Source organism: Microcella sp. (assembly GCF_040286215.1).
Classification (GTDB): Bacteria; Actinomycetota; Actinomycetes; order Actinomycetales; family Microbacteriaceae; genus Microcella.
Genome location: NZ_JAVKCK010000010.1, coordinates 83,725 through 100,601 on the forward strand (window position 1 = coordinate 83,725; position 16,877 = coordinate 100,601).

Below are 16,877 nucleotides of genomic sequence, written 5' to 3' on the forward strand. Positions count from 1 at the left end.
CTGTGGGCCAGCGCCAAGGCGCTGGTGATTCAGATCTCTTTCTTGGTGCGCTCAAGCGACGACGCTTGAGAGTCGCGTTTGGCACGCCGCCGCAGGGCCGCGTTCCGCGCAAGTTCACTGAGGTAGTTGGCGATGACGGCGAGAAGCAGAATCGCGCCGATGACGATCTTCTGGAAGCTCGACGGCACGCCGGCCAGATTGATGATGTTGATCGCGAGCGCCAGTGTCAGTGAGCCGAGAACGGCACCGAGCACCCGGCCCCGACCACCCATCAACGAGGCGCCACCGATGATGGCCGCGGAGATGGCCTGGATCTCGTAGCCGGTGCCCAGGTCGGCCGGAACATTGTTGTTGCGCCCCGCCAGGATCACTCCGGCGATGGCAGCGCAGACCCCGCTGATGACGTAGGCCTGTGTCTTGACCCACCGCACGGAGACTCCCGACTGACGTGCCGCGACTGCGTTGCTCCCGACGGCGAAGAAGTGGGTGCCCAACCTGGTGCGGGAGAGCAGCCAGCCAGCGGAGAGGGCGAGCACCAAGGCCACGACCATGGGAAGCGTGACGGGGCCGACGAGCGGCTCGAGTCCTCCGATGACGTAGTACTCACTCGTCATGTATCCGATGATGGGGACGCCCTGAGTCGCGATGTAGAGAACACCGCTCGCAAGCCCGAGCATGGCGAGCGTGCCGATGAAGTCTGGAAGGCCCACCCGCGTCACCAGGAAGCCGTTCATGAGCCCTGCGATGACTCCGACCAGGAGCGCGCAGAGGAAGGCGACCCATAGCGGGGCACCGAGTTTCACGACGCTCGCCGCCGTGCCTGCGCACAGCGCCATCACGGCCCCCACGGAGAGGTCGATACCGCCGGAGATGAGCACGATCGTCATGCCGATGGCGAGGATCATCACGGTGATGCTGCTGCCGACGAGGTTGTAGATGTTGTTGCCGGCGTAGAAGACCGGGAACGCGAAGGCAGCGATCAGGGAGAAGATCACGAGGAGCGAAATCACACCCAGTGTCGGGTCGACGACGAGTCGCTCCCACGCGTTGCGCGACACGGTGGCGATGTCGAGTGTTCTACTTTTCATCATCATTGCCCTCGCTAGATTTGGCAGCGGCACTGCGGGCTGAGGCGGCGGCAGTCGTTGCGCGCTGGTCGCTCAGAGCGGATGTGCGCTGCAAGGCGGTTCTCAGGATCACGCGGCGCACCTGTCGCTCGAAGACGACTCCGAAGACGATGGCCAGAGCCGTCACGATGCTGAAGTAGACGGGGTCGACGTTGTTCAGACGAAGACCCTGCTGCAGCGTGACGAGGAAGAACCCTCCCACCAGTGCGGCCCAGGCATTGCCGCTGCCGCCCGCCAGGGTGATCCCTCCGATGACAGCGCCCGCGATGGCGATGAACTCGTACCCGATACCGAGGAACGCCTGCACGGCGCCGAGTCGTGACGCGAGCAGCACCCCGGCCAAGCCCGCGAGAAGACCGGAGGCCGCGAAGGACATGAGGCGCACGTGCGGCACGCTCACGCCCGCCACGTTGGCCGCCTGCGAGGAGATTCCGACGGCGTACAGACGCCGCCCGAGCACGGTCTTGGCGAGGATGATCTGCGCGATCAGGAACACCGCTCCCGCGATGAGCAATGAGGTCGGAATGCCGAACACATCGCTCTTGGTCAGCTCCGGGAAGCCCGGCACGTCGACCCCCTGTAGGGGTTGCACTTGCGTGAGCACGACGAGCAGGCCTGCGGCGATGTTTAGCGTGGCGAGCGTCACGATGAAGTCGTTGATTCTCAGGTACGCGACGAGGAAGCCGTTCACGAGACCGAACACGAGCCCGGTTCCGCATCCGACGGCGATGCCGACAGCGAGTGGCGCACCGTTCACGAAGGCGAACATGGTCATGCCGGCGCTCAAGCCCGCGACTGTTCCGACAGAGAGGTCGATGCCGCCGCCCATGATGACGATCGCCACACCCAGCGTGATCAGGATGATCGGGATCCCGTTGGTGATGTAGTTCCCCAACGTGCTCGCGTCGAGGAAGACCGGGTTGAGCATCTGGAAGACCACGACCGTGATGATGAGGACGAACGTCATCGGCATGCCGGGAACGGACATGATTCTCGCGAGTGGCGATGAGGACTTCATGATGCTCCTCCTGCTGCGCTCAGGTTGAGCACTTCTGACTTGATGCGAGCGAACTCGCCGGCCTCGATGGCTGCGGGGATTCCGTCAACCTCGCCGACGACGCGGCCGTTCTTGAGGACGAGCACCCGATGACTGAGCTCCAGCAGCTCTTCGACTTCCGACGCGATGAGGATGGCGGACCCGCCGTTCGCCGCGTAGTCGCGCACGAGCGTGTGGACGTCGACCTTCGCGGAGACGTCGATGCCCTGAGTCGGCTCGTCGAAGATGAGAAGCTTCGGCGCCGTGTTGAGGCAGCGTGCGACGATGACCTTCTGCTGGTTGCCGCCGCTCAGGTTGCCGATGCGCGCATCGACGTCGGGGGTCTTGATGCCGAGGCGCGTTCGGAACTTCTCGGCCAGAGCGCGTTCCTTCTTGGCGCTGATCCAGAACCCCGCCGTGGCGACGGTGGAGAGTCGCGAGATCGAGACGTTCTTCGCGGTGGACAGGTCCGCGAGAATGCCGAGCTGCTTGCGATCCTCCGGCACCATCGCCAGTCCGGCGCGGTACGCCGCGGTCGAGCTGCGCAGGGAGAGCCGCCGGCCATCGAGCTCCACGGTGCCCGAGGTGAGAGCATCCAGGCCCATGAGCGTGCGCACGACTTCCGTGCGCCCTGCGCCGGCGAGCCCGGCGAGCCCGACGATCTCACCCTCGCGCACGTCGAGCGAGACATCGCGAACGACGGTGCCTCTCGTGAGGTTGCGCGCTCGGAGAACGACTCGGCTTCCCGCGGAGGTCGACAGGTGCGCGACACGGCTGGCATCCCCGCCGCCGAATTCCTCGCTGTCCATTCCGAACATGAGGTTGACGAGCTCTGCGGCAGACGTCGACTCGACCGGTACCGTGTCGACTCGGCGGCCGTCTTTGAACACGGTGGCGGTGTCAGCCAGTCCGAAGAGCTCCTCAAGGTGGTGGGTCACCCAGACCAGCGAGACTCCTCGCTCACGCAATGAGCGCATGTAGCCGAACAGCACTTGCCGCTCTGCATCTTCGAGCCCCGATGTCGGCTCATCCAGGATCAGCACTTGCGGGTTGAAGGCCAGGGCCTTGACGATCTCAATCGCGCGCTTCTTGAGCGCACCGAACTCCGAGACCGGAGTTCCCAGTTCTGACGCCGTGATGCCGAAGTCCGCAGCGAGGTCGCGCACCTTCTGCTCCATGCCCCGTCGGTCTGAGGTCAACGGCAGGCCCAGTGTCTTCTTCGTGATCTCTCGACCGAGGAAGATGTTGTCCAGCGCCGACAAGGCGGGTACGAGCGAGAGCTCCTGGTAGATCGTGGAGATACCGGCGGCCATCGCGGCGAAGGGGCCAGACGAGGCGAGTGGAGAGCCGTTGAGGTGGATGGTGCCACGATCGGGCTTCGTCACGCCCGAGATGATGCTGATGAGCGTGGACTTCCCCGCGCCGTTGCCGCCGAGCAGAGCATGGATCTCGCCGGCGCCGACCGACAGCTCGACGTCGTCAAGCGCGGTGACGCCCTCGAAGTGCTTGGTGATTCCCCGCGCTTCGAGCACTGCTGGCGTCGATACCGAGTCGTTCGCTCGCATGCGTTGGCTCCTTTGCCCTGCCGGATGAGCGATTCCCGTTTTCTTCGGGGTCGCTACATACAATAATCCACACTTCCGCCAAAATAGCAAGCAACTTGTTTCGCGGCCGCTCGTTCGGGCCGAGGAGGCTCACAGGCAGGAGGCATTCCGAGGGGACTTCCCGGGGCGAAAATCGCGATTTTCTGGGGTCGCTGCGCGTCTCAGGGCTAGCTTCACCCCCACGAACTCACGCGGATATCATCATCATTGCGACCCTGAATATTAATTCAGTTCTCCGGATTATCCGTTGTGCAGCGCCAGGCCCCGCAGGCGATCACGGCAGTGCAGGCTCCTCAGACTCGAGGTTCTGCCCTTGGGACCGCGCACGGGCAGCGCGCGCAGCACGGAAGCCGCACGAGGCCAGGCCGCACGTCAGCGACGTCGCACGCGCCTTCTGCCTTCGCCGAACCCCAAGCTGGACGACTGCGCCTGGTTCGGAGTGGGGCGCCCGAACGCGGGCGGCCTTATCCGGGACCAGCCGATCCCACAGCATTTGCGTTGCCCCACATTGACGGGCTGACTCCTGAGGCCGCAACACAACAAAGCTCGACTGTGAAGTTGCGTACACTTGTCTAACAATCTGGTACCGTCGAGCGCATGACCGCTGAAGCCCTCGCTGTGACGCGCGTGCCCGACGCCGTCTACGAGGCGCTGCGGGAGAGCATCCTCACCCAGCACGAAGCGCCAGGCTCCGCCGTGACCGAGCAGGCCATCGCCGACCGCTTCGGGGTGGCACGCCCGACGGCAAAGGTCGCCCTCGAGCGGCTCGTCGCCGACGGCCTGCTGCGCCGCACAGCCCACAAGACCGCTCGTGTGCCCGAGCTCTCGCGCGACGACATCGTCGACCTCTACGCCGCGCGCGCGACCGTGGAGGTCGCCGCCCTGCGCAACCTCGCCGACAGCGGCCAGGCACCCGCCGACGCCCTCGCGGCCCAGCGCACCCTGAGCGATGCGCTCGCCTCCGACGACGCCAGCGCCGCGCCGCTGGCCCGCGCCGACGTCGCCTTCCACCGCGCCCTCGTCGAGGCGCAGCGGTCGCCCCGCCTGGCGCGCCTGCACGCGCTGCTCATGGGAGAGATTGAGTTGTGCACCGGGCAGGTGCAGTCACACCGGCTGCTCGCACTCGGTGATGTGGTCGACCAGCACCAGGGCATCCTCGATGCCGTTTCCCGCGGCGACGCCCACGCCGCCGCGCACCTCACGCGCGACCACATCGAGGGGGCGCGCGACCGCCTCCTTGGCCACTACGACCGCACACATGCACCCACCAGCCCGCCGAAGAAGGACTGACCCATGGTGAAACGACGCTTTCCCCGCCCGAGCGAGCTCGCCCCGCTCATGAAGTTCAAGACCCCGACGCTCAACGCGAAGAAGCGGCGCCTGCAGAGCGCGCTGACCATCCATGACCTGCGGGCGATCGCGCAGCGCCGTACCCCCAAGGCGCCCTTCGACTACACCGAGGGTGCGGCCGAGGCCGAGCTGAGCCTCGCGCGAGCGCGGCAGGCGTTCGACGACATCCAGTTCCACCCCGCGATCCTGCGCGACGTCTCGCGCGTCGACACCGGGTGGGACGTGCTCGGCTCCCGCGTCGAACTGCCGTTCGGCATCGCGCCGACCGGGTTCACGCGCATGATGCAGACCGAGGGCGAGGTGGCGGGAGCATCCGCGGCCGCGGCCGCGGGCATCCCGTTCTCGCTGTCGACGATGGGCACGACAAGCATCGAGGATGTTCGAGCAGCGGCGCCCGAGGGCCGCAACTGGTTTCAGCTCTACATGTGGAAGGACCGCGAAAAGTCGATGCAGCTCGTCGACCGCGCCGCGAAGGCCGGCTTCGACACGCTCCTCGTGACCGTCGACGTGCCGGTCGCCGGCGCGCGCCTGCGCGACAAGCGCAACGGGTTCTCGATTCCGCCGGCGCTCACGCTCGGCACGATCGCCAATGCCATCCCCCGCCCGTGGTGGTGGTGGGACTTCCTGACCACCGAGCCGCTCGCCTTCGCGAGCCTCTCCAGCTGGGACGGCACGGTCGCCGAGCTGCTCGACTTCATGTTCGACCCGACCGTCACCTACGACGACCTGGCGTGGATCAAGGAGCAGTGGCCCGGCAAGCTCGTCGTCAAGGGCGTGCAGACCGTCGACGACGCGAAGCGTCTCGCCGACCTCGGCGTGGACGGCATCACCCTCTCGAACCACGGCGGGCGCCAGCTCGACCGCGCACCGATCCCCTTCCACCTGCTGCCGGAGGTCGTGCGCGAGGTCGGGGCCGACACCGAGGTGCACCTCGACACGGGCATCATGTCGGGTGCCGACATCGTCGCGAGCGTCGCCCTCGGGGCTCGCTTCACGCTCATCGGCCGCGCCTACCTCTACGGCCTCATGGCCGGCGGGCGCGAGGGCGTCGACCGGGCGATCGAGATCCTGGGCTCAGAGATCGCTCGCACCATGCGGCTGCTCGGCGTGACCTCCCTCGAAGAGCTCTCCCCCGGCCACGTTACTCAGCTGCAGCGGCTCATTCCGCGCGGCTGACCTCGAGAGGCGGGACGCGCATCCCCGCCCTCACCGACCCCGTCGCGGCGCTGTGGTGGTCGCCGCGGCGGGGTCTCTCCCGTCGCGATCGTACGAGATCTCAGCCCTGGAGCGGCACCCCGCGCGATGCCAGGTCGTCGGCGAAGGCCGTGCGCAGCGCGTCGTCGACGACGTGCGCACGAGCGCGGATGCTGTCGACCGCGCTCTCGATGCGGCGCGGCCCGATCACTGGCCAGCAGCCGGGAACAGCGTCGAGCATCGCGGCGAGCGCCAGACGGTGCACCGAGACTCCACTCGCGGCGGCGAGCGCCGCCACGCGGGGAACCCGGGTGGCGAGCGGCGCGGCCCTGGGCCCACCGAAGGGGGCGTAGGCGAAGAAGTCGATGCCGCGCTCGCGACAGTAGCGGTACTCGGCAAACGGGTCGACGCCGAGCCCCAGCCGGTTCTCCACTGCGTCGAGCTCGGCGACGCCCTCGAGCTGCTCGAGCATCTCGACGGAGGCGTTCGACACTCCGATCCGCAGCGCGAGGCCGTCGCGCCGCAGCTCATCGAGGGCGCGCACCGACGCGACGGCGTCGTCGACCTGGTCGGCGCGGTGCAGCAGCAGCAGAGCGGGCGGCCCTCCGAGCACCTCGACGCTGCGCTCTGCGTCCCGGCGAAGGCGGGCCGCAGAACCGTCGGCGTCCCACGACGCGGTGCCGAGGCGGTAGTGGCCAGCTTTGGTGATGATCGGGATGCCCGGCCGACGCTCCTCGGCGACGACCGCCAACCGCTCGCCCACGGCGTCGTCCTCGACCGAGGCGTAGGCCCGCGCCGTGTCGAGCGCCGCGGCCCCGGCGTCGACGCCTGCGCGCACGACCAGCTCGGCGTGCCGTCGTTCGGCACCCTCACCGAGTACGAGCGATGCGACGCCGAGAACAACGCCGGGCTCGTCGAGCATGCTCATGCTTCGAGCGTAGGGGCATCTGGCCCGCTTCGCCGAGCGCGCCTACACTGACTCACCATGGAGCGCACCGGTGCTGACGTCGACGGATTTCTCGCCGGGCTTCCGGATGCTCGCCGCGACGACATGGTCACCCTCGACCAGCGCATCCGCTCGCACCTGGGCTCGCGTGAGCGCGAGCTCTGGGAAGGAGTGTTCTGGGGCGGCACCGAGCAGAAGATCATCGGTTATGCGCGCATCGAGCAGCCGCGGCCGAAGGGTGAGGCCGTCGAGTGGTTCCTCATCGGCCTCGCCCTGCAGAAGGACCACGTCAGCCTCTACGTCAACGCCGCTGCCGACGGGGCTTACCTCACGAAGAAGTACGCTTCCCGGCTCGGGAAGGCCAAGGTGGGCGCCGCAGCCGTGACTATCACGCGCCTCGACGCCGTCGATCTCGACGCGCTCGACGCGCTGATCGCTGAGGCCTTCGCGACCCTCGACGGCGGGTGACCAGGCGTGTCGTCGCGACCGGGTAACGCTCCGTCGACGGCAGATCAACGGTTCGAGAACGACGCTGGTCGACAGGCTGTCCGCCACCCTCCGCTGCGCCAGGCACACGCACCGTAGGCTCGACGCATGGAGTTCTGCGTCTTCACCGAGCCCCAGCAGGGCGCCACCTATGCGACGATCCTGCGGCAGGCCCAGCACGCCGAGAAGCTCGGGTTCGACGGCTGGTTCCGCTCTGACCACTACCTGGTGATGGGAGACCGCGACGGCCTGCCCGGCCCGACCGACGCCTGGACGACCCTCGCCGGGCTCGCGCGCGAGACGAGCGGCATCCGACTCGGCACTCTCGTGTCGTCGATGACGTTCCGCCACCCGGGCATCCTCGCCATTCAGGTGGCGCAGGTCGACGCGATGTCGGGTGGCCGCGTCGAGCTCGGTCTCGGCACCGGCTGGTTCGGCGACGAGCACGCGGCGTACGGCATCCCCTTCCCCGCGAAGCGGTTCGGGATGCTCGAGGAGCAGCTCGAGATCGTGACGGGCCTCTGGCGCACGCCCCTGGGCGAGCGCTTCGCTTTCGACGGCGCGCACTACGCGCTGAGCGACTCGCCCGCCCTGCCGAAGCCCCTTCAGTCTCCCGTTCCGCTCATCGTGGGCGGCGGCGGCCGGCAGCGCACCCCGCAGCTGGCCGCGCGCTACGCGACGGAGTTCAACATCGGCTTCGTGGGCGAGCCCGAGGTGCGCGACACCTTCGCGAACCTGCACAGGGTGTGCGGCGAGGAGGGGCGCGACCCGCTCACCCTGAAGCTCTCGGTCGCGCTGCCGACGGTCGTGGCGAGCTCGCCTGCCGAGCTGCGGAGGCGTTGCGAGGCTGCGGACATCGACCCTGCGCGGGCCGGCGCCCCGCCCGAGGAAGGCGTGCTCGTCGGCACTCCCGAGCAGGTGGTCGAGAAGCTGCAGCGGGTCGCCGATCTCGGCACCGCGCGCATGTACCTGCAGTGCGTCGACATGACCGACCTCGAGCATCTCGATCTGATCGCCGCCGAGGTGCTGCCGCACGTGACGGACACCGTGGCATGAGCGGGGCATCCGCCGAGCCGCGCTGGAGCGCCGCCTCCGCCTGGGTGCAGCGCCACGTCGATGCCGGCCACTTCCCGGCGGCGGTGCTCGGCATCACCGACGCGAGCGGCACACGGCACCTCGAGGCCTTCGGCTCGGTCGACGGTCGCCCCACGTCGAGCGACGAGCGATTCGCCCTGTACTCGATCACGAAGCCGCTCGTCGCTCTCACCGCTCTGCGTGCGGTCGAGGCGGGCCAGCTCACCGTCGACGCACGATTGCGGGATGCTCTGCCGCGGTTCCTGAGCCCCGAGGTGACCCTCGCCCACCTCATGAGCCACTCCAGCGGCATCGTCGACGCCCCCCTCGGCACTCCCCTGCCGCCGGGTGCGGCATCGCTGCACGACGTGATCGAGCACACCGGGCTCGAGACGATCGTGGGCACGGCCCGCAGGTACAACAACCTCGCCTGGGCGGGCGTCTCGGCGATCCTCGAGTCCGCGACGGGCGCCCCCCTCGCAGAGCAGCTCGCGCGGCTCACCCGCGCCGTCGGCGCCGACGGGCTCTCGTTCGAGACGGCCGGAATCCCGCCCGTGCACGGCGGCGATGTCATGGGGCACGACCCCGAGGCGATGTTCGCGCAGCACCACCCGGCCGCGGGGCTCGCCGCGCGTGCGACCGACCTGCTCGCGATCGGCCGCTCGCTGCTGGCCAGAGACGGTGCGGTCGTCGCCCCGCCGACTCTCGCCGCGATGCAGCGCCCCCGCACCGAAGGGCTGTTCATCATCGACCCGGAGCCGCGCAAGCGCTTCGAACACTTCGGTCTCGGCTGGAATCTGCCGCGCCGCCCCGGCCTCGTCGACCACAGCGTGTTCGGTCACGAGGGCTGGACGATGACGCAGTTCTGGGTCTCCCCCGCGAGCGGACTGTGCCTGGTGCTGCTCACCAACCGCCTCGACGCGCGCGAGCCGTGGAACCCGGTGCGGCCCGACGAGCTTCAGAACGCGGTCTTCGCGCCGGGCGCGCGGTGAGCGCGCGGAGCGCTCATCCCCCGAGTGCCGGGATCTGCTCGACATCCATGTAGACGGGGATGCCCCGCTCGCGCGCGATGCGCACGTCCTCATCGGCTCCGGACGACGCGCCGGGCAGACGCAGCACGGCGTCGCAATGCTGCAGCAGGCGCTCGGCCGTCGGGTAGAGCACGTCCGCGGCGAGCGGGCTGAAGACATCGGCCCCCGCGCTCGCGAGCACCGGCAGGGCGACCCATTCGCCGATCATGGGCACGTGACCGCGTCGGAAGATCGGCCACGCCGCCTCCTCCAGCCGCGTCAGGTTGGCGGCCATGAGCGCCGGGTCGTCTCCCGTGCCCGAGCGGTACGGGCCGGCGATGAGGATGAGCAGGGGGCGTGGCGAGTGTGCGGTCATAGCGTGATGTAACATGATAAAACGCGATTAAACAAGCACGAACACGAGAGGGGTGCCGGATGCTCGCCGCTCAGCGCCGGGAGTTCCTGCTCGATCGGCTCCACCGCGAGGGCCGCATCGTCGCGAAGGAGGTCGCGACCGAGCTCGGTCTCGCCAAGGACAGCATCCGCAAAGACCTGCGCGAGCTCGCCGCGGAGGGCCTGCTGCACCGCGTGTACGGCGGCGCCCTGCCCGTCTCGCCCGCGACCGCCGACTATCCGACGCGGCGCACGATCGCCACAGAGGCCAAACAGGCGGTCGGCCGCACCGCCGCCGCCCTCATCCAGCCCGGTGCGACCGTCATCGTCGACGGCGGCTCGACCGCCCTCGCCCTCGTCGCGGCCCTGCCACGCGACCTCTCCGCGACGATCGTCACGCACAGCCCGACGATCGCCGCGGCGCTCGCCGAGCATCCCACCGTGGACGTGATCATGCTCGGCGGCCGTCTGTTCAAGCACTCGGTGGTCGCCACCGGAGCGGCCCTCGTAGAGTCGGCCTCTCGCATCCGCGCCGACATCTTCTTCGTCGGCGTCACGGGCGTCCACCACGACGAGGGGCTCACGACGGGCGACCTCGACGAGGCTGCGGTCAAGCGCGCCCTCGCCGACCGTGCCTCCGAGGTCGTCGTGCTCGCGAGTCGCGAGAAGATCGGTGCGGCCTCCGCCTACGGCGTGCTCGAGTTCGACGAGATCGCGAGCATCGTCACCGACGCCGACGCCGACCACCCCGTCGTGCGCGGCCTGCGCGAGCGGGGGGTCGCCGTCGTGCACGCTGCGGCCGCGAGTGCGGCCGACGATCGCGCCGCTGCTGCCCGCTAGAGGGCTCGACTCGTCGCCGTGCGGCTCGCCGTCTCAGCACCGGGGTGCCGAGCATCCAGCAAGCGCATCGCGATGACCGAGCCCCACACGATGCTCACCCCGGCGACGCACGTGACCCACAGGGCGGTGAGTCCGGCGTCGGCGGTGCTCAGACCGACGCCGATGAGCGCGTAGGTGACCGTCGCGGCGTAGACGACCGAGCCGCGCGAGACGGCGACGAAGCCGACCGCCGCACCCGTCGCGGCCGCGAGCACCAGCGCCTGCCAGGTGATGCCCCACGCCGTCTCGACGGGCGCGCCCGCGCCCTGCGTGACGGTCGCGATCTGCACGAAGAAAGCCATGGATGTCCACCCCGAGTAGGTGCCGAGCATGCCGTACAGCAAGCCCCGCTCGACCGGATTCGACGAAGCGAGCTGCTCGCGCGCGGCGACCACGCGCATCCAGGCCACGACATGCGCGGCGATGATGACGAGAAAGACGGCGAGGCCAGCCGGATTCTCCTGCCCGAGGCTCGCGGCGGCGAGCCACAGCGCGAAGCACGCGTAGACGACGGCCATCGGCCCCGCGATGCGATCACGGAGCGCCGTGTCGACGGTGATCGTGGACGGCCGCGCCTGGGCGAGCGCCCACACGATGCTCAGCACGATGATGACGCCCCAGATCGCGAACCAGGCGCCCGGCGGAACGATCGGCGAGAACTGCGCCCCCGACTGCAGTGTCGCGGGCGAGAGCCAGTCGAAGACGAGAGAGGAGACCGGCTGGCCGATCGCGAGCATCACGACCAGGATGCGCAGCCCACGATGGCGTGCGCGCGGCGAGCTTCCCGCGCCCCCGGCGGTCGGGGGCGGCGGTGACGCACGACGTTCCTCACTCATGGTGCACTCCCGTCATCGGTCGACACTCTGCGCGAGCCACTGCAGAGCATCCTCGGCGCCGCGCTCCTCGGCGGCCAGAACAGAAAGGTGCCCCTCCTCGGGAAGAGCCCAGTGCTCGCTGCCGGGCAGAGCGCTCGCGAGCCAGCGGGAGTGGCCTGCCGGCACCACCCGATCGTCGTCGCCGTGCAGCAGCAGGACGGGGGCTGTGATCGCGCCCAGGTCGACCCCCCACCGGGTGACGTAGGCGAGGTCGTCGTCGATCATGCCGTCCAGGCCCGTCGCGACACCGGCCGCGGCGATCTCGGCGAGCCAGGCCCACGGCCCCGCGAGCGTCGCCCAGTCTCGCGCCGTGAAGTCGACCGCCGCATCGGCGCTCGACTCCTCGTGTCTGCGCTTGCGCTCGACGCCGTCGAGGGCGGCGCGCAGGGAGGCCGAGCTCGTCGTGCCCATGCCCTCAAACCAGTCGAGCCCCGCCGCGTCGAACGGCGCGAGCCCCGCGATGCTCACGACGGCCGATACCCGCTCCGGCAGCTCGGCCGCGCACGCCAGCGCGTGCGGGCCGCCGCCCGAATGCCCCATGACCGCGAAGGTCTCGAGCTCGAGAGCGTCGGCGAACGCTGCAGCGTCGGCCGCGACAGACACGACGGTACGGCCCTCGAGCCTCGTCGAGCCGCCGTACGCGGGCCGGTCGAACGACACCCAGCGCAGACCGAGCGATGCGGCCGTGTCCAGCAGCGGCGTGGGCGGCGGCCCCGTGTTCGGCGTGCCGTGATGCCACAGCACGGGAATGCCCGCCGCGGGCCCCGCGTCGTAGCCGTGCAGAGTGCGGTCATCGGGCAGGGTGACGTCGAACTCGCGCGGGCTCGAAGAGTGCGAGCTCGCCGCCGTCACGAGAGGCCTCCGGCGAGCGCCGCCCGCGTGGCCGGCAGCACCTCGCCGCCCAGGCGGCGGATCATCTCGGGGTCGTCGCCCATGACCACGAACGTCGAGATGCGATAGGTGCGCGCGAGGTGCACGAGCCGATCCACCTCGGCATCACCCGGGCCGATGTTGAGGATGCGCCGCACCGCGTCGGGCTCGCGTCCTGCGGAAACGGCCGCCTCGTCGATGATGGCGCCCGCCGCGCCGAGCGCTTCCTCGCTTTGCATCATCGGAAGGGACGGCCACCAGCCGTCGGTCTGACGCCCGACGAGTCTCAGCATGCGCGGCTGGTACGCGCCCACGCAGATCGGAATCGCGTGAGCGGGTGCAGGGCCGCGCTTGGCTCCCTGCACCGGGTAGTAGTCGCCGTCGAGGAAGACGCCGCCGCGCTCGTCCGTATCCCAGAGTGCTCTGATGACGTGGATCGCCTCCGAGAGCGCGTCGACTCCCTCACCGGGGGTGCGCCGGGGCCCGCCCATGGCGACGATCGCATCCCAGAACGCGCCCGCCCCGAGCCCCAGCATGACCCGGCCACCGGTCAGCAGGTCGAGGCTCGCAGCGCTGCGCGCGAGCACCGCCGGCGGCCGGAGGGGAAGGTTGTGCACGTTGGCGGAGAGCTGCACGCGCTCGGTCGCCGCGCCCAGATAGCTCAAGAGCGTCCACGCATCGAGGAAGCGCGGCTGGTACGGGTGATCCTGCACCGTGACGAGGTCGAACCCCGACTCCTCCGCCGTGCGGGCGAGGCTCACGACGCTCGCGGGCTCGGCCGCGCTCGGGGTGAGGAAGACGCCGAACTGCACGCTCACGGCAGCGGCCCCAGCAGATCGGCGGCGACGGTCGCGTGCACGGCCTCGGTGTCGCTCGGGTGGTAGATGCCAGCCAGCACGTCGCGCTGCAGACGGCTGAGCTCGGCGGTGGCACGGTAGGCGCCGCCGCCCGCGATGCGCATGGCCTGGTCGACGACGTGCCGCGCGGTCTCGACGCTGCGGTGCTTGAGCCCCGCCAGGTCGCGGAACCACCGCATCCCCCGGTCGACACCGGCGTCGCGATCGCGCGCGACCGCCTGGAGCTGCGGGGCCAGCGCGTCGAGGGCGAGCGCAGCATCCGCGAGGCGCCAGCGGATGTCGGCATCGTGCGCCTGGGGCGCTCCGCCGGCGCGCAGGCTCGTGCGCCGGTGCGCGCTCTCGACGGCGAGCTCGAGCGCGCGGTCGGCGATGCCCGCATAGACGCTCGCGATGAGAGTGTGGAAACTCGCGGCGATCGAGAGGGTGTAGGGCTCGGCGGTCGGGCCGACGGGCAGGATGCGGACCACGCGGTCATCGGTCACCACGGCGCCTTCGAGGTGCGTCGTGTGGCTCTGCGTCGCCCGCATGCCGAGGGTGTTCCAGTCGGGAGTGATGTCGATGCCCGCCGCGTCGCGCAGCAGGAAGCCGTGCACGATGCTCGGCGCCGAGCCGTCAGCGGGGTCGTGCCGCCCGAGCACGCCGAGCCGCGTCCAGGCAGGCGAGAGCGTCGTGAAGATCTTGGTGCCCGTGAACGCCCAGCCGTCGTCGACCTTCTCGACGCGCGTGAGCGAGTCGCTCATGACACGGTCGTTGCCCGCCTCGCTGATCGCGAAGGCAAAAAGCTCGCCGGCGCTCGCGTCGTCGAGCACCCACTGCAGGGAGGTGTCGCCGGCGGCCGCGAGGTCGCGGGCGACACCCATCCAGACCAGGTGCATCGTGAGTCCGAGCGCGGTCGCGGGCGCGTGTGCGGCAAGCAGGCGCTGATCGGCGGATGCTGCGCTCAGGCTGCGCGGCGCCAGATAGCCCGCCGCCCGCAGCTCGTCGAGATCCTCACTGAAGAAGCTGTTCGTCGCGTCGTAGCCGGGCGCCCGCTCACGCGCGCGCGCGAGCAGCTCGGTGCTCAGCGCAGTCGCCATACCCCTCACGCTACTCGCGCCCCCTGGGCCAGATCTGACCCAAAAGGGCGTTCGGCGCGGCGGATAGCGCCGATTCGTGACACATCTGGGCCGAATCGCGTGAGTAGCCGACCAACTCGGCCGCGCGCGACGCTCCGCCCCTGGCGAACGCGACACCGTTCCGTCACACGTGAGAGGTAGCATCCCGCCCATGGCATTCATCGAGGCCCACGGGCTCGTCAAGACCTACACGCCCAAGGGGGCGCCCATCGTGCGCGCCCTCGACGGGCTCGATCTCGAGGTGGCAGAGGGCACCGTCACTGCGTTGTTGGGGCCCAACGGCGCCGGCAAGACGACCACTGTCAAGGCCCTCACGACCCTCATCACGCCAGACGAAGGATCGGCGACGATCAATGGCATCGATGTGCTGGCCGACCCGCAGGCGATCCGCCGCATGATCGGCGCGAGCGGCCAGTACGCGGCTGTCGACGAGAACCTCACCGGCTATGAGAACCTCGTCATGGTCGGCAAGCTGTACCACCTGGGCACGAAGCGCGCAAAGCAGCGCGCGACCGAGCTCATCGAGCTCTTCGATCTCGTCGACTCCCAGAATCGACCGGTGAAGGGCTTCTCCGGCGGCATGCGTCGACGCATCGACCTCGCGGGCGCGCTGGTCATCAAGCCGCCTGTGCTGTTCCTCGACGAACCGACGACGGGTCTCGACCCGCGCAGCCGCCTCGGCCTGTGGGACGTCATCGAGAAGCTCGTCTCCGACGGCACGACGGTGCTGCTCACGACGCAGTACCTTGAGGAGGCCGACCGGCTCGCCGACTCGATCTCCGTCATCGACCAGGGCAAGGTCATCGCGAAGGGCACCGCCGACGAGCTCAAGTCGTCGGTGGGCGGGCAGCGCGTCGCGCTCACCCTCGTCGACGAGAGCGATGCGGATGCTGTGCGCGGCATTCTTGCCGACCACGGTCAGGGCGAGCCCGCGCAGATGGGCGGGCGCACCTGGGTCGTGCCCGTCGATGACGGGCCGACGGCACTCAGCGCGATCGTCGGCGCGGCCGCGGCCGCGGGCATCCCGCTGCACGATGCCGGCATGCGCCGGCCGACCCTCGACGATGTGTTCCTGCAGCTCACGGGGCGCGCGGCCGAGCAGACAGACGACGAGACGACGGAGGCCGCGGCATGACCACGAGCACAAGCACGACGAACGCGACCTCGAGCGGTCGTGGTGCATCCCAGACGCTGCAGCCGACCGCGGGCAGTTCGCTGAGCCGCTTCCTTTCCGACGGTTGGGTTACCACGTGGCGCAACCTCATGAAGATCATCCGGGTGCCCGAGATCCTGCTGTTCAGCCTCATCCAGCCGATCATGTTCGTGCTGCTGTTCACCTACGTCTTCGGCGCGGCCATCGACATTCCGGGTGAGGGATACACGTCTTTCCTCATGGCGGGCATCTTCGCGCAGACCGTCGTCTTCGGGTCGACGTACTCCGGTGCCGCCATGGCGCAAGACCTCAAGGACGGCATCATCGACCGCTTCCGCACGCTGCCGATGAGCGGGGCCGCCGTGCTCATCGGGCGCACCAACGGCGACCTCGTCATCAACGCGCTCTCGATGATCGTCATGATGACGACCGGCTTCATCGTCGGCTGGCGGGTGAACTCCTCGCCCCTCGAGTTCCTCGCCGGCGTCGCCCTGCTTCTGCTGTTCGCCTACGCCTTCTCGTGGGTCATGGCGTTCCTCGGCATGAGCGTCAAGAGCCCCGAAATCATCAACAATGCCTCGTTCCTCATCCTCTTCCCGCTCACGTTCATCTCGAACGCGTTCGTGCCGAGCGAGAACCTGCCCACACCGTTGCGCGTGTTCGCCGAGTGGAACCCCGTCTCCTCGCTCGTCCAGTCGGCGCGCGAGCTGTTCGGCAACGTGCCCCCCGGCACGCCGGTGGGCGACGCGTGGACGGCCCAGAACCCCATCGCGACCGTGCTGCTGGGTGTCGCCGTGCTGCTAATCGTCTTCGTGCCGCTGTCGATTCGCAAGTTCGCGACCCTGAGCCGATAGCTGCGCGGCAGTGGGGGGGCCGGCCCCCGGGGCGGGGGCGCCCCCGGGCGCCCC

The 16,877-nt window shown here is 69.4% G+C and carries 17 protein-coding genes; 8 read left to right on the forward strand and 9 right to left on the reverse strand.

Annotation, left to right across the window (positions count from 1 at the left end):
- Positions 1 to 29: 29 nt before the first annotated feature.
- The 3 genes from RJQ01_RS05085 to RJQ01_RS05095 are packed head-to-tail and all read right to left on the reverse strand — an operon-like array spanning position 30 to position 3,728.
- Positions 30 to 1,088 carry an ABC transporter permease gene (locus RJQ01_RS05085; protein WP_350475639.1) on the reverse strand — a complete coding sequence of 353 codons (1,059 nt, stop codon included), beginning with the start codon at positions 1,086 to 1,088 and terminating at the stop codon, positions 30 to 32.
- On the reverse strand, positions 1,078 to 2,115 hold the full coding sequence (locus tag RJQ01_RS05090) for an ABC transporter permease (protein ID WP_350475640.1): 1,038 nt from the start codon (positions 2,113 to 2,115) through the stop codon (positions 1,078 to 1,080). The genes RJQ01_RS05085 and RJQ01_RS05090 overlap by 11 nt, the downstream gene beginning before the upstream one ends.
- 26 nt (positions 2,116 to 2,141) lie before the next feature.
- A complete protein-coding gene (locus tag RJQ01_RS05095) occupies positions 2,142 to 3,728 on the reverse strand; it encodes a sugar ABC transporter ATP-binding protein (protein ID WP_350475641.1) in 1,587 nt (528 codons plus the stop codon).
- Positions 3,729 to 4,364: 636 nt separating this feature from the next.
- Between RJQ01_RS05095 and RJQ01_RS05100 the strand changes: the two genes are divergently transcribed.
- A complete protein-coding gene (locus RJQ01_RS05100; RefSeq protein ID WP_350475642.1) occupies positions 4,365 to 5,057 on the forward strand; it encodes a GntR family transcriptional regulator in 693 nt (230 codons plus the stop codon).
- 3 nt (positions 5,058 to 5,060) lie between these two features.
- On the forward strand, positions 5,061 to 6,293 hold the full coding sequence (locus RJQ01_RS05105) for an alpha-hydroxy acid oxidase (RefSeq protein ID WP_350475643.1): 1,233 nt from the start codon (positions 5,061 to 5,063) through the stop codon (positions 6,291 to 6,293).
- Between the two features lie 100 nt (positions 6,294 to 6,393).
- Here RJQ01_RS05105 and RJQ01_RS05110 read toward each other — a convergent pair whose 3' ends face one another.
- Positions 6,394 to 7,239 (reverse strand): aldo/keto reductase, encoded by an 846-nt coding sequence (locus tag RJQ01_RS05110; protein ID WP_350475644.1) that lies wholly within the window; start codon positions 7,237 to 7,239, stop codon positions 6,394 to 6,396.
- 57 nt (positions 7,240 to 7,296) lie between these two features.
- Here RJQ01_RS05110 and RJQ01_RS05115 point away from each other — a divergent pair, with 57 nt between their 5' ends.
- From RJQ01_RS05115 to RJQ01_RS05125, 3 genes are all read left to right on the forward strand, one after another.
- Positions 7,297 to 7,725 (forward strand): DUF1801 domain-containing protein, encoded by a 429-nt coding sequence (locus RJQ01_RS05115; RefSeq protein WP_350475645.1) that lies wholly within the window; start codon positions 7,297 to 7,299, stop codon positions 7,723 to 7,725.
- 126 nt (positions 7,726 to 7,851) lie between these two features.
- Positions 7,852 to 8,799 carry an LLM class F420-dependent oxidoreductase gene (locus tag RJQ01_RS05120; protein ID WP_350475646.1) on the forward strand — a complete coding sequence of 316 codons (948 nt, stop codon included), beginning with the start codon at positions 7,852 to 7,854 and terminating at the stop codon, positions 8,797 to 8,799.
- Positions 8,796 to 9,809 (forward strand): serine hydrolase domain-containing protein, encoded by a 1,014-nt coding sequence (locus tag RJQ01_RS05125; protein WP_350475647.1) that lies wholly within the window; start codon positions 8,796 to 8,798, stop codon positions 9,807 to 9,809. Before RJQ01_RS05120 ends, RJQ01_RS05125 begins: the two co-directional genes overlap by 4 nt.
- Before the next feature lie 13 nt (positions 9,810 to 9,822).
- Here RJQ01_RS05125 and RJQ01_RS05130 read toward each other — a convergent pair whose 3' ends face one another.
- Positions 9,823 to 10,203 carry a DUF4406 domain-containing protein gene (locus RJQ01_RS05130; protein ID WP_350475648.1) on the reverse strand — a complete coding sequence of 127 codons (381 nt, stop codon included), beginning with the start codon at positions 10,201 to 10,203 and terminating at the stop codon, positions 9,823 to 9,825.
- Between the two features lie 59 nt (positions 10,204 to 10,262).
- Here RJQ01_RS05130 and RJQ01_RS05135 point away from each other — a divergent pair, with 59 nt between their 5' ends.
- Entirely contained in the window at positions 10,263 to 11,060 is a 798-nt protein-coding gene (locus RJQ01_RS05135; protein ID WP_350475649.1) for a DeoR/GlpR family DNA-binding transcription regulator, read from the forward strand.
- Here the strand turns inward: RJQ01_RS05135 and RJQ01_RS05140 are convergent.
- The 4 genes from RJQ01_RS05140 to RJQ01_RS05155 are packed head-to-tail and all read right to left on the reverse strand — an operon-like array spanning position 11,057 to position 14,777.
- Positions 11,057 to 11,935, reverse strand: a complete 879-nt coding sequence (locus RJQ01_RS05140) for a TspO-related membrane protein (protein ID WP_350475650.1) — start codon at positions 11,933 to 11,935, stop codon at positions 11,057 to 11,059. The genes RJQ01_RS05135 and RJQ01_RS05140 overlap by 4 nt on opposite strands.
- A 12-nt stretch (positions 11,936 to 11,947) precedes the next feature.
- Positions 11,948 to 12,826, reverse strand: coding sequence for an alpha/beta fold hydrolase (locus RJQ01_RS05145; RefSeq protein ID WP_350475651.1), 879 nt, complete (start codon positions 12,824 to 12,826; stop codon positions 11,948 to 11,950).
- Complete coding sequence (locus RJQ01_RS05150) at positions 12,823 to 13,662, reverse strand: LLM class flavin-dependent oxidoreductase (protein WP_350475652.1); 840 nt, start codon at positions 13,660 to 13,662, stop codon at positions 12,823 to 12,825. The genes RJQ01_RS05145 and RJQ01_RS05150 overlap by 4 nt, the downstream gene beginning before the upstream one ends.
- Positions 13,659 to 14,777, reverse strand: coding sequence for an acyl-CoA dehydrogenase family protein (locus RJQ01_RS05155; protein WP_350475653.1), 1,119 nt, complete (start codon positions 14,775 to 14,777; stop codon positions 13,659 to 13,661). The genes RJQ01_RS05150 and RJQ01_RS05155 overlap by 4 nt, the downstream gene beginning before the upstream one ends.
- Before the next feature lie 190 nt (positions 14,778 to 14,967).
- Here RJQ01_RS05155 and RJQ01_RS05160 point away from each other — a divergent pair, with 190 nt between their 5' ends.
- Together RJQ01_RS05160 and RJQ01_RS05165 are read left to right on the forward strand one after the other, a co-directional pair.
- The gene (locus tag RJQ01_RS05160; protein ID WP_350475654.1) at positions 14,968 to 15,951 is read left to right on the forward strand and encodes an ATP-binding cassette domain-containing protein; all 984 of its coding nucleotides are present in this window, start codon (positions 14,968 to 14,970) and stop codon (positions 15,949 to 15,951) included.
- Complete coding sequence (locus RJQ01_RS05165) at positions 15,948 to 16,823, forward strand: ABC transporter permease (RefSeq protein ID WP_350475655.1); 876 nt, start codon at positions 15,948 to 15,950, stop codon at positions 16,821 to 16,823. Before RJQ01_RS05160 ends, RJQ01_RS05165 begins: the two co-directional genes overlap by 4 nt.
- Positions 16,824 to 16,877: the final 54 nt, after the last annotated feature.

Bases quoted from the DNA above. Each gene is read 5' to 3' on its own strand.
- RJQ01_RS05085 (WP_350475639.1), bottom strand. From the start codon at position 1,088: ATGAAAAGTAGAACACTCGACATCGCCACCGTGTCGCGCAACGCGTGG.
- RJQ01_RS05090 (WP_350475640.1), bottom strand. From the start codon at position 2,115: ATGTCCGTTCCCGGCATGCCGATGACGTTCGTCCTCATCATCACGGTC.
- RJQ01_RS05095 (WP_350475641.1), bottom strand. From the start codon at position 3,728: ATGCGAGCGAACGACTCGGTATCGACGCCAGCAGTGCTCGAAGCGCGG.
- RJQ01_RS05100 (WP_350475642.1), top strand. From the start codon at position 4,365: ATGACCGCTGAAGCCCTCGCTGTGACGCGCGTGCCCGACGCCGTCTAC.
- RJQ01_RS05105 (WP_350475643.1), top strand. From the start codon at position 5,061: ATGGTGAAACGACGCTTTCCCCGCCCGAGCGAGCTCGCCCCGCTCATG.
- RJQ01_RS05110 (WP_350475644.1), bottom strand. From the start codon at position 7,239: ATGAGCATGCTCGACGAGCCCGGCGTTGTTCTCGGCGTCGCATCGCTC.
- RJQ01_RS05115 (WP_350475645.1), top strand. From the start codon at position 7,297: ATGGAGCGCACCGGTGCTGACGTCGACGGATTTCTCGCCGGGCTTCCG.
- RJQ01_RS05120 (WP_350475646.1), top strand. From the start codon at position 7,852: ATGGAGTTCTGCGTCTTCACCGAGCCCCAGCAGGGCGCCACCTATGCG.
- RJQ01_RS05125 (WP_350475647.1), top strand. From the start codon at position 8,796: ATGAGCGGGGCATCCGCCGAGCCGCGCTGGAGCGCCGCCTCCGCCTGG.
- RJQ01_RS05130 (WP_350475648.1), bottom strand. From the start codon at position 10,203: ATGACCGCACACTCGCCACGCCCCCTGCTCATCCTCATCGCCGGCCCG.
- RJQ01_RS05135 (WP_350475649.1), top strand. From the start codon at position 10,263: ATGCTCGCCGCTCAGCGCCGGGAGTTCCTGCTCGATCGGCTCCACCGC.
- RJQ01_RS05140 (WP_350475650.1), bottom strand. From the start codon at position 11,935: ATGAGTGAGGAACGTCGTGCGTCACCGCCGCCCCCGACCGCCGGGGGC.
- RJQ01_RS05155 (WP_350475653.1), bottom strand. From the start codon at position 14,777: ATGGCGACTGCGCTGAGCACCGAGCTGCTCGCGCGCGCGCGTGAGCGG.
- RJQ01_RS05160 (WP_350475654.1), top strand. From the start codon at position 14,968: ATGGCATTCATCGAGGCCCACGGGCTCGTCAAGACCTACACGCCCAAG.
- RJQ01_RS05165 (WP_350475655.1), top strand. From the start codon at position 15,948: ATGACCACGAGCACAAGCACGACGAACGCGACCTCGAGCGGTCGTGGT.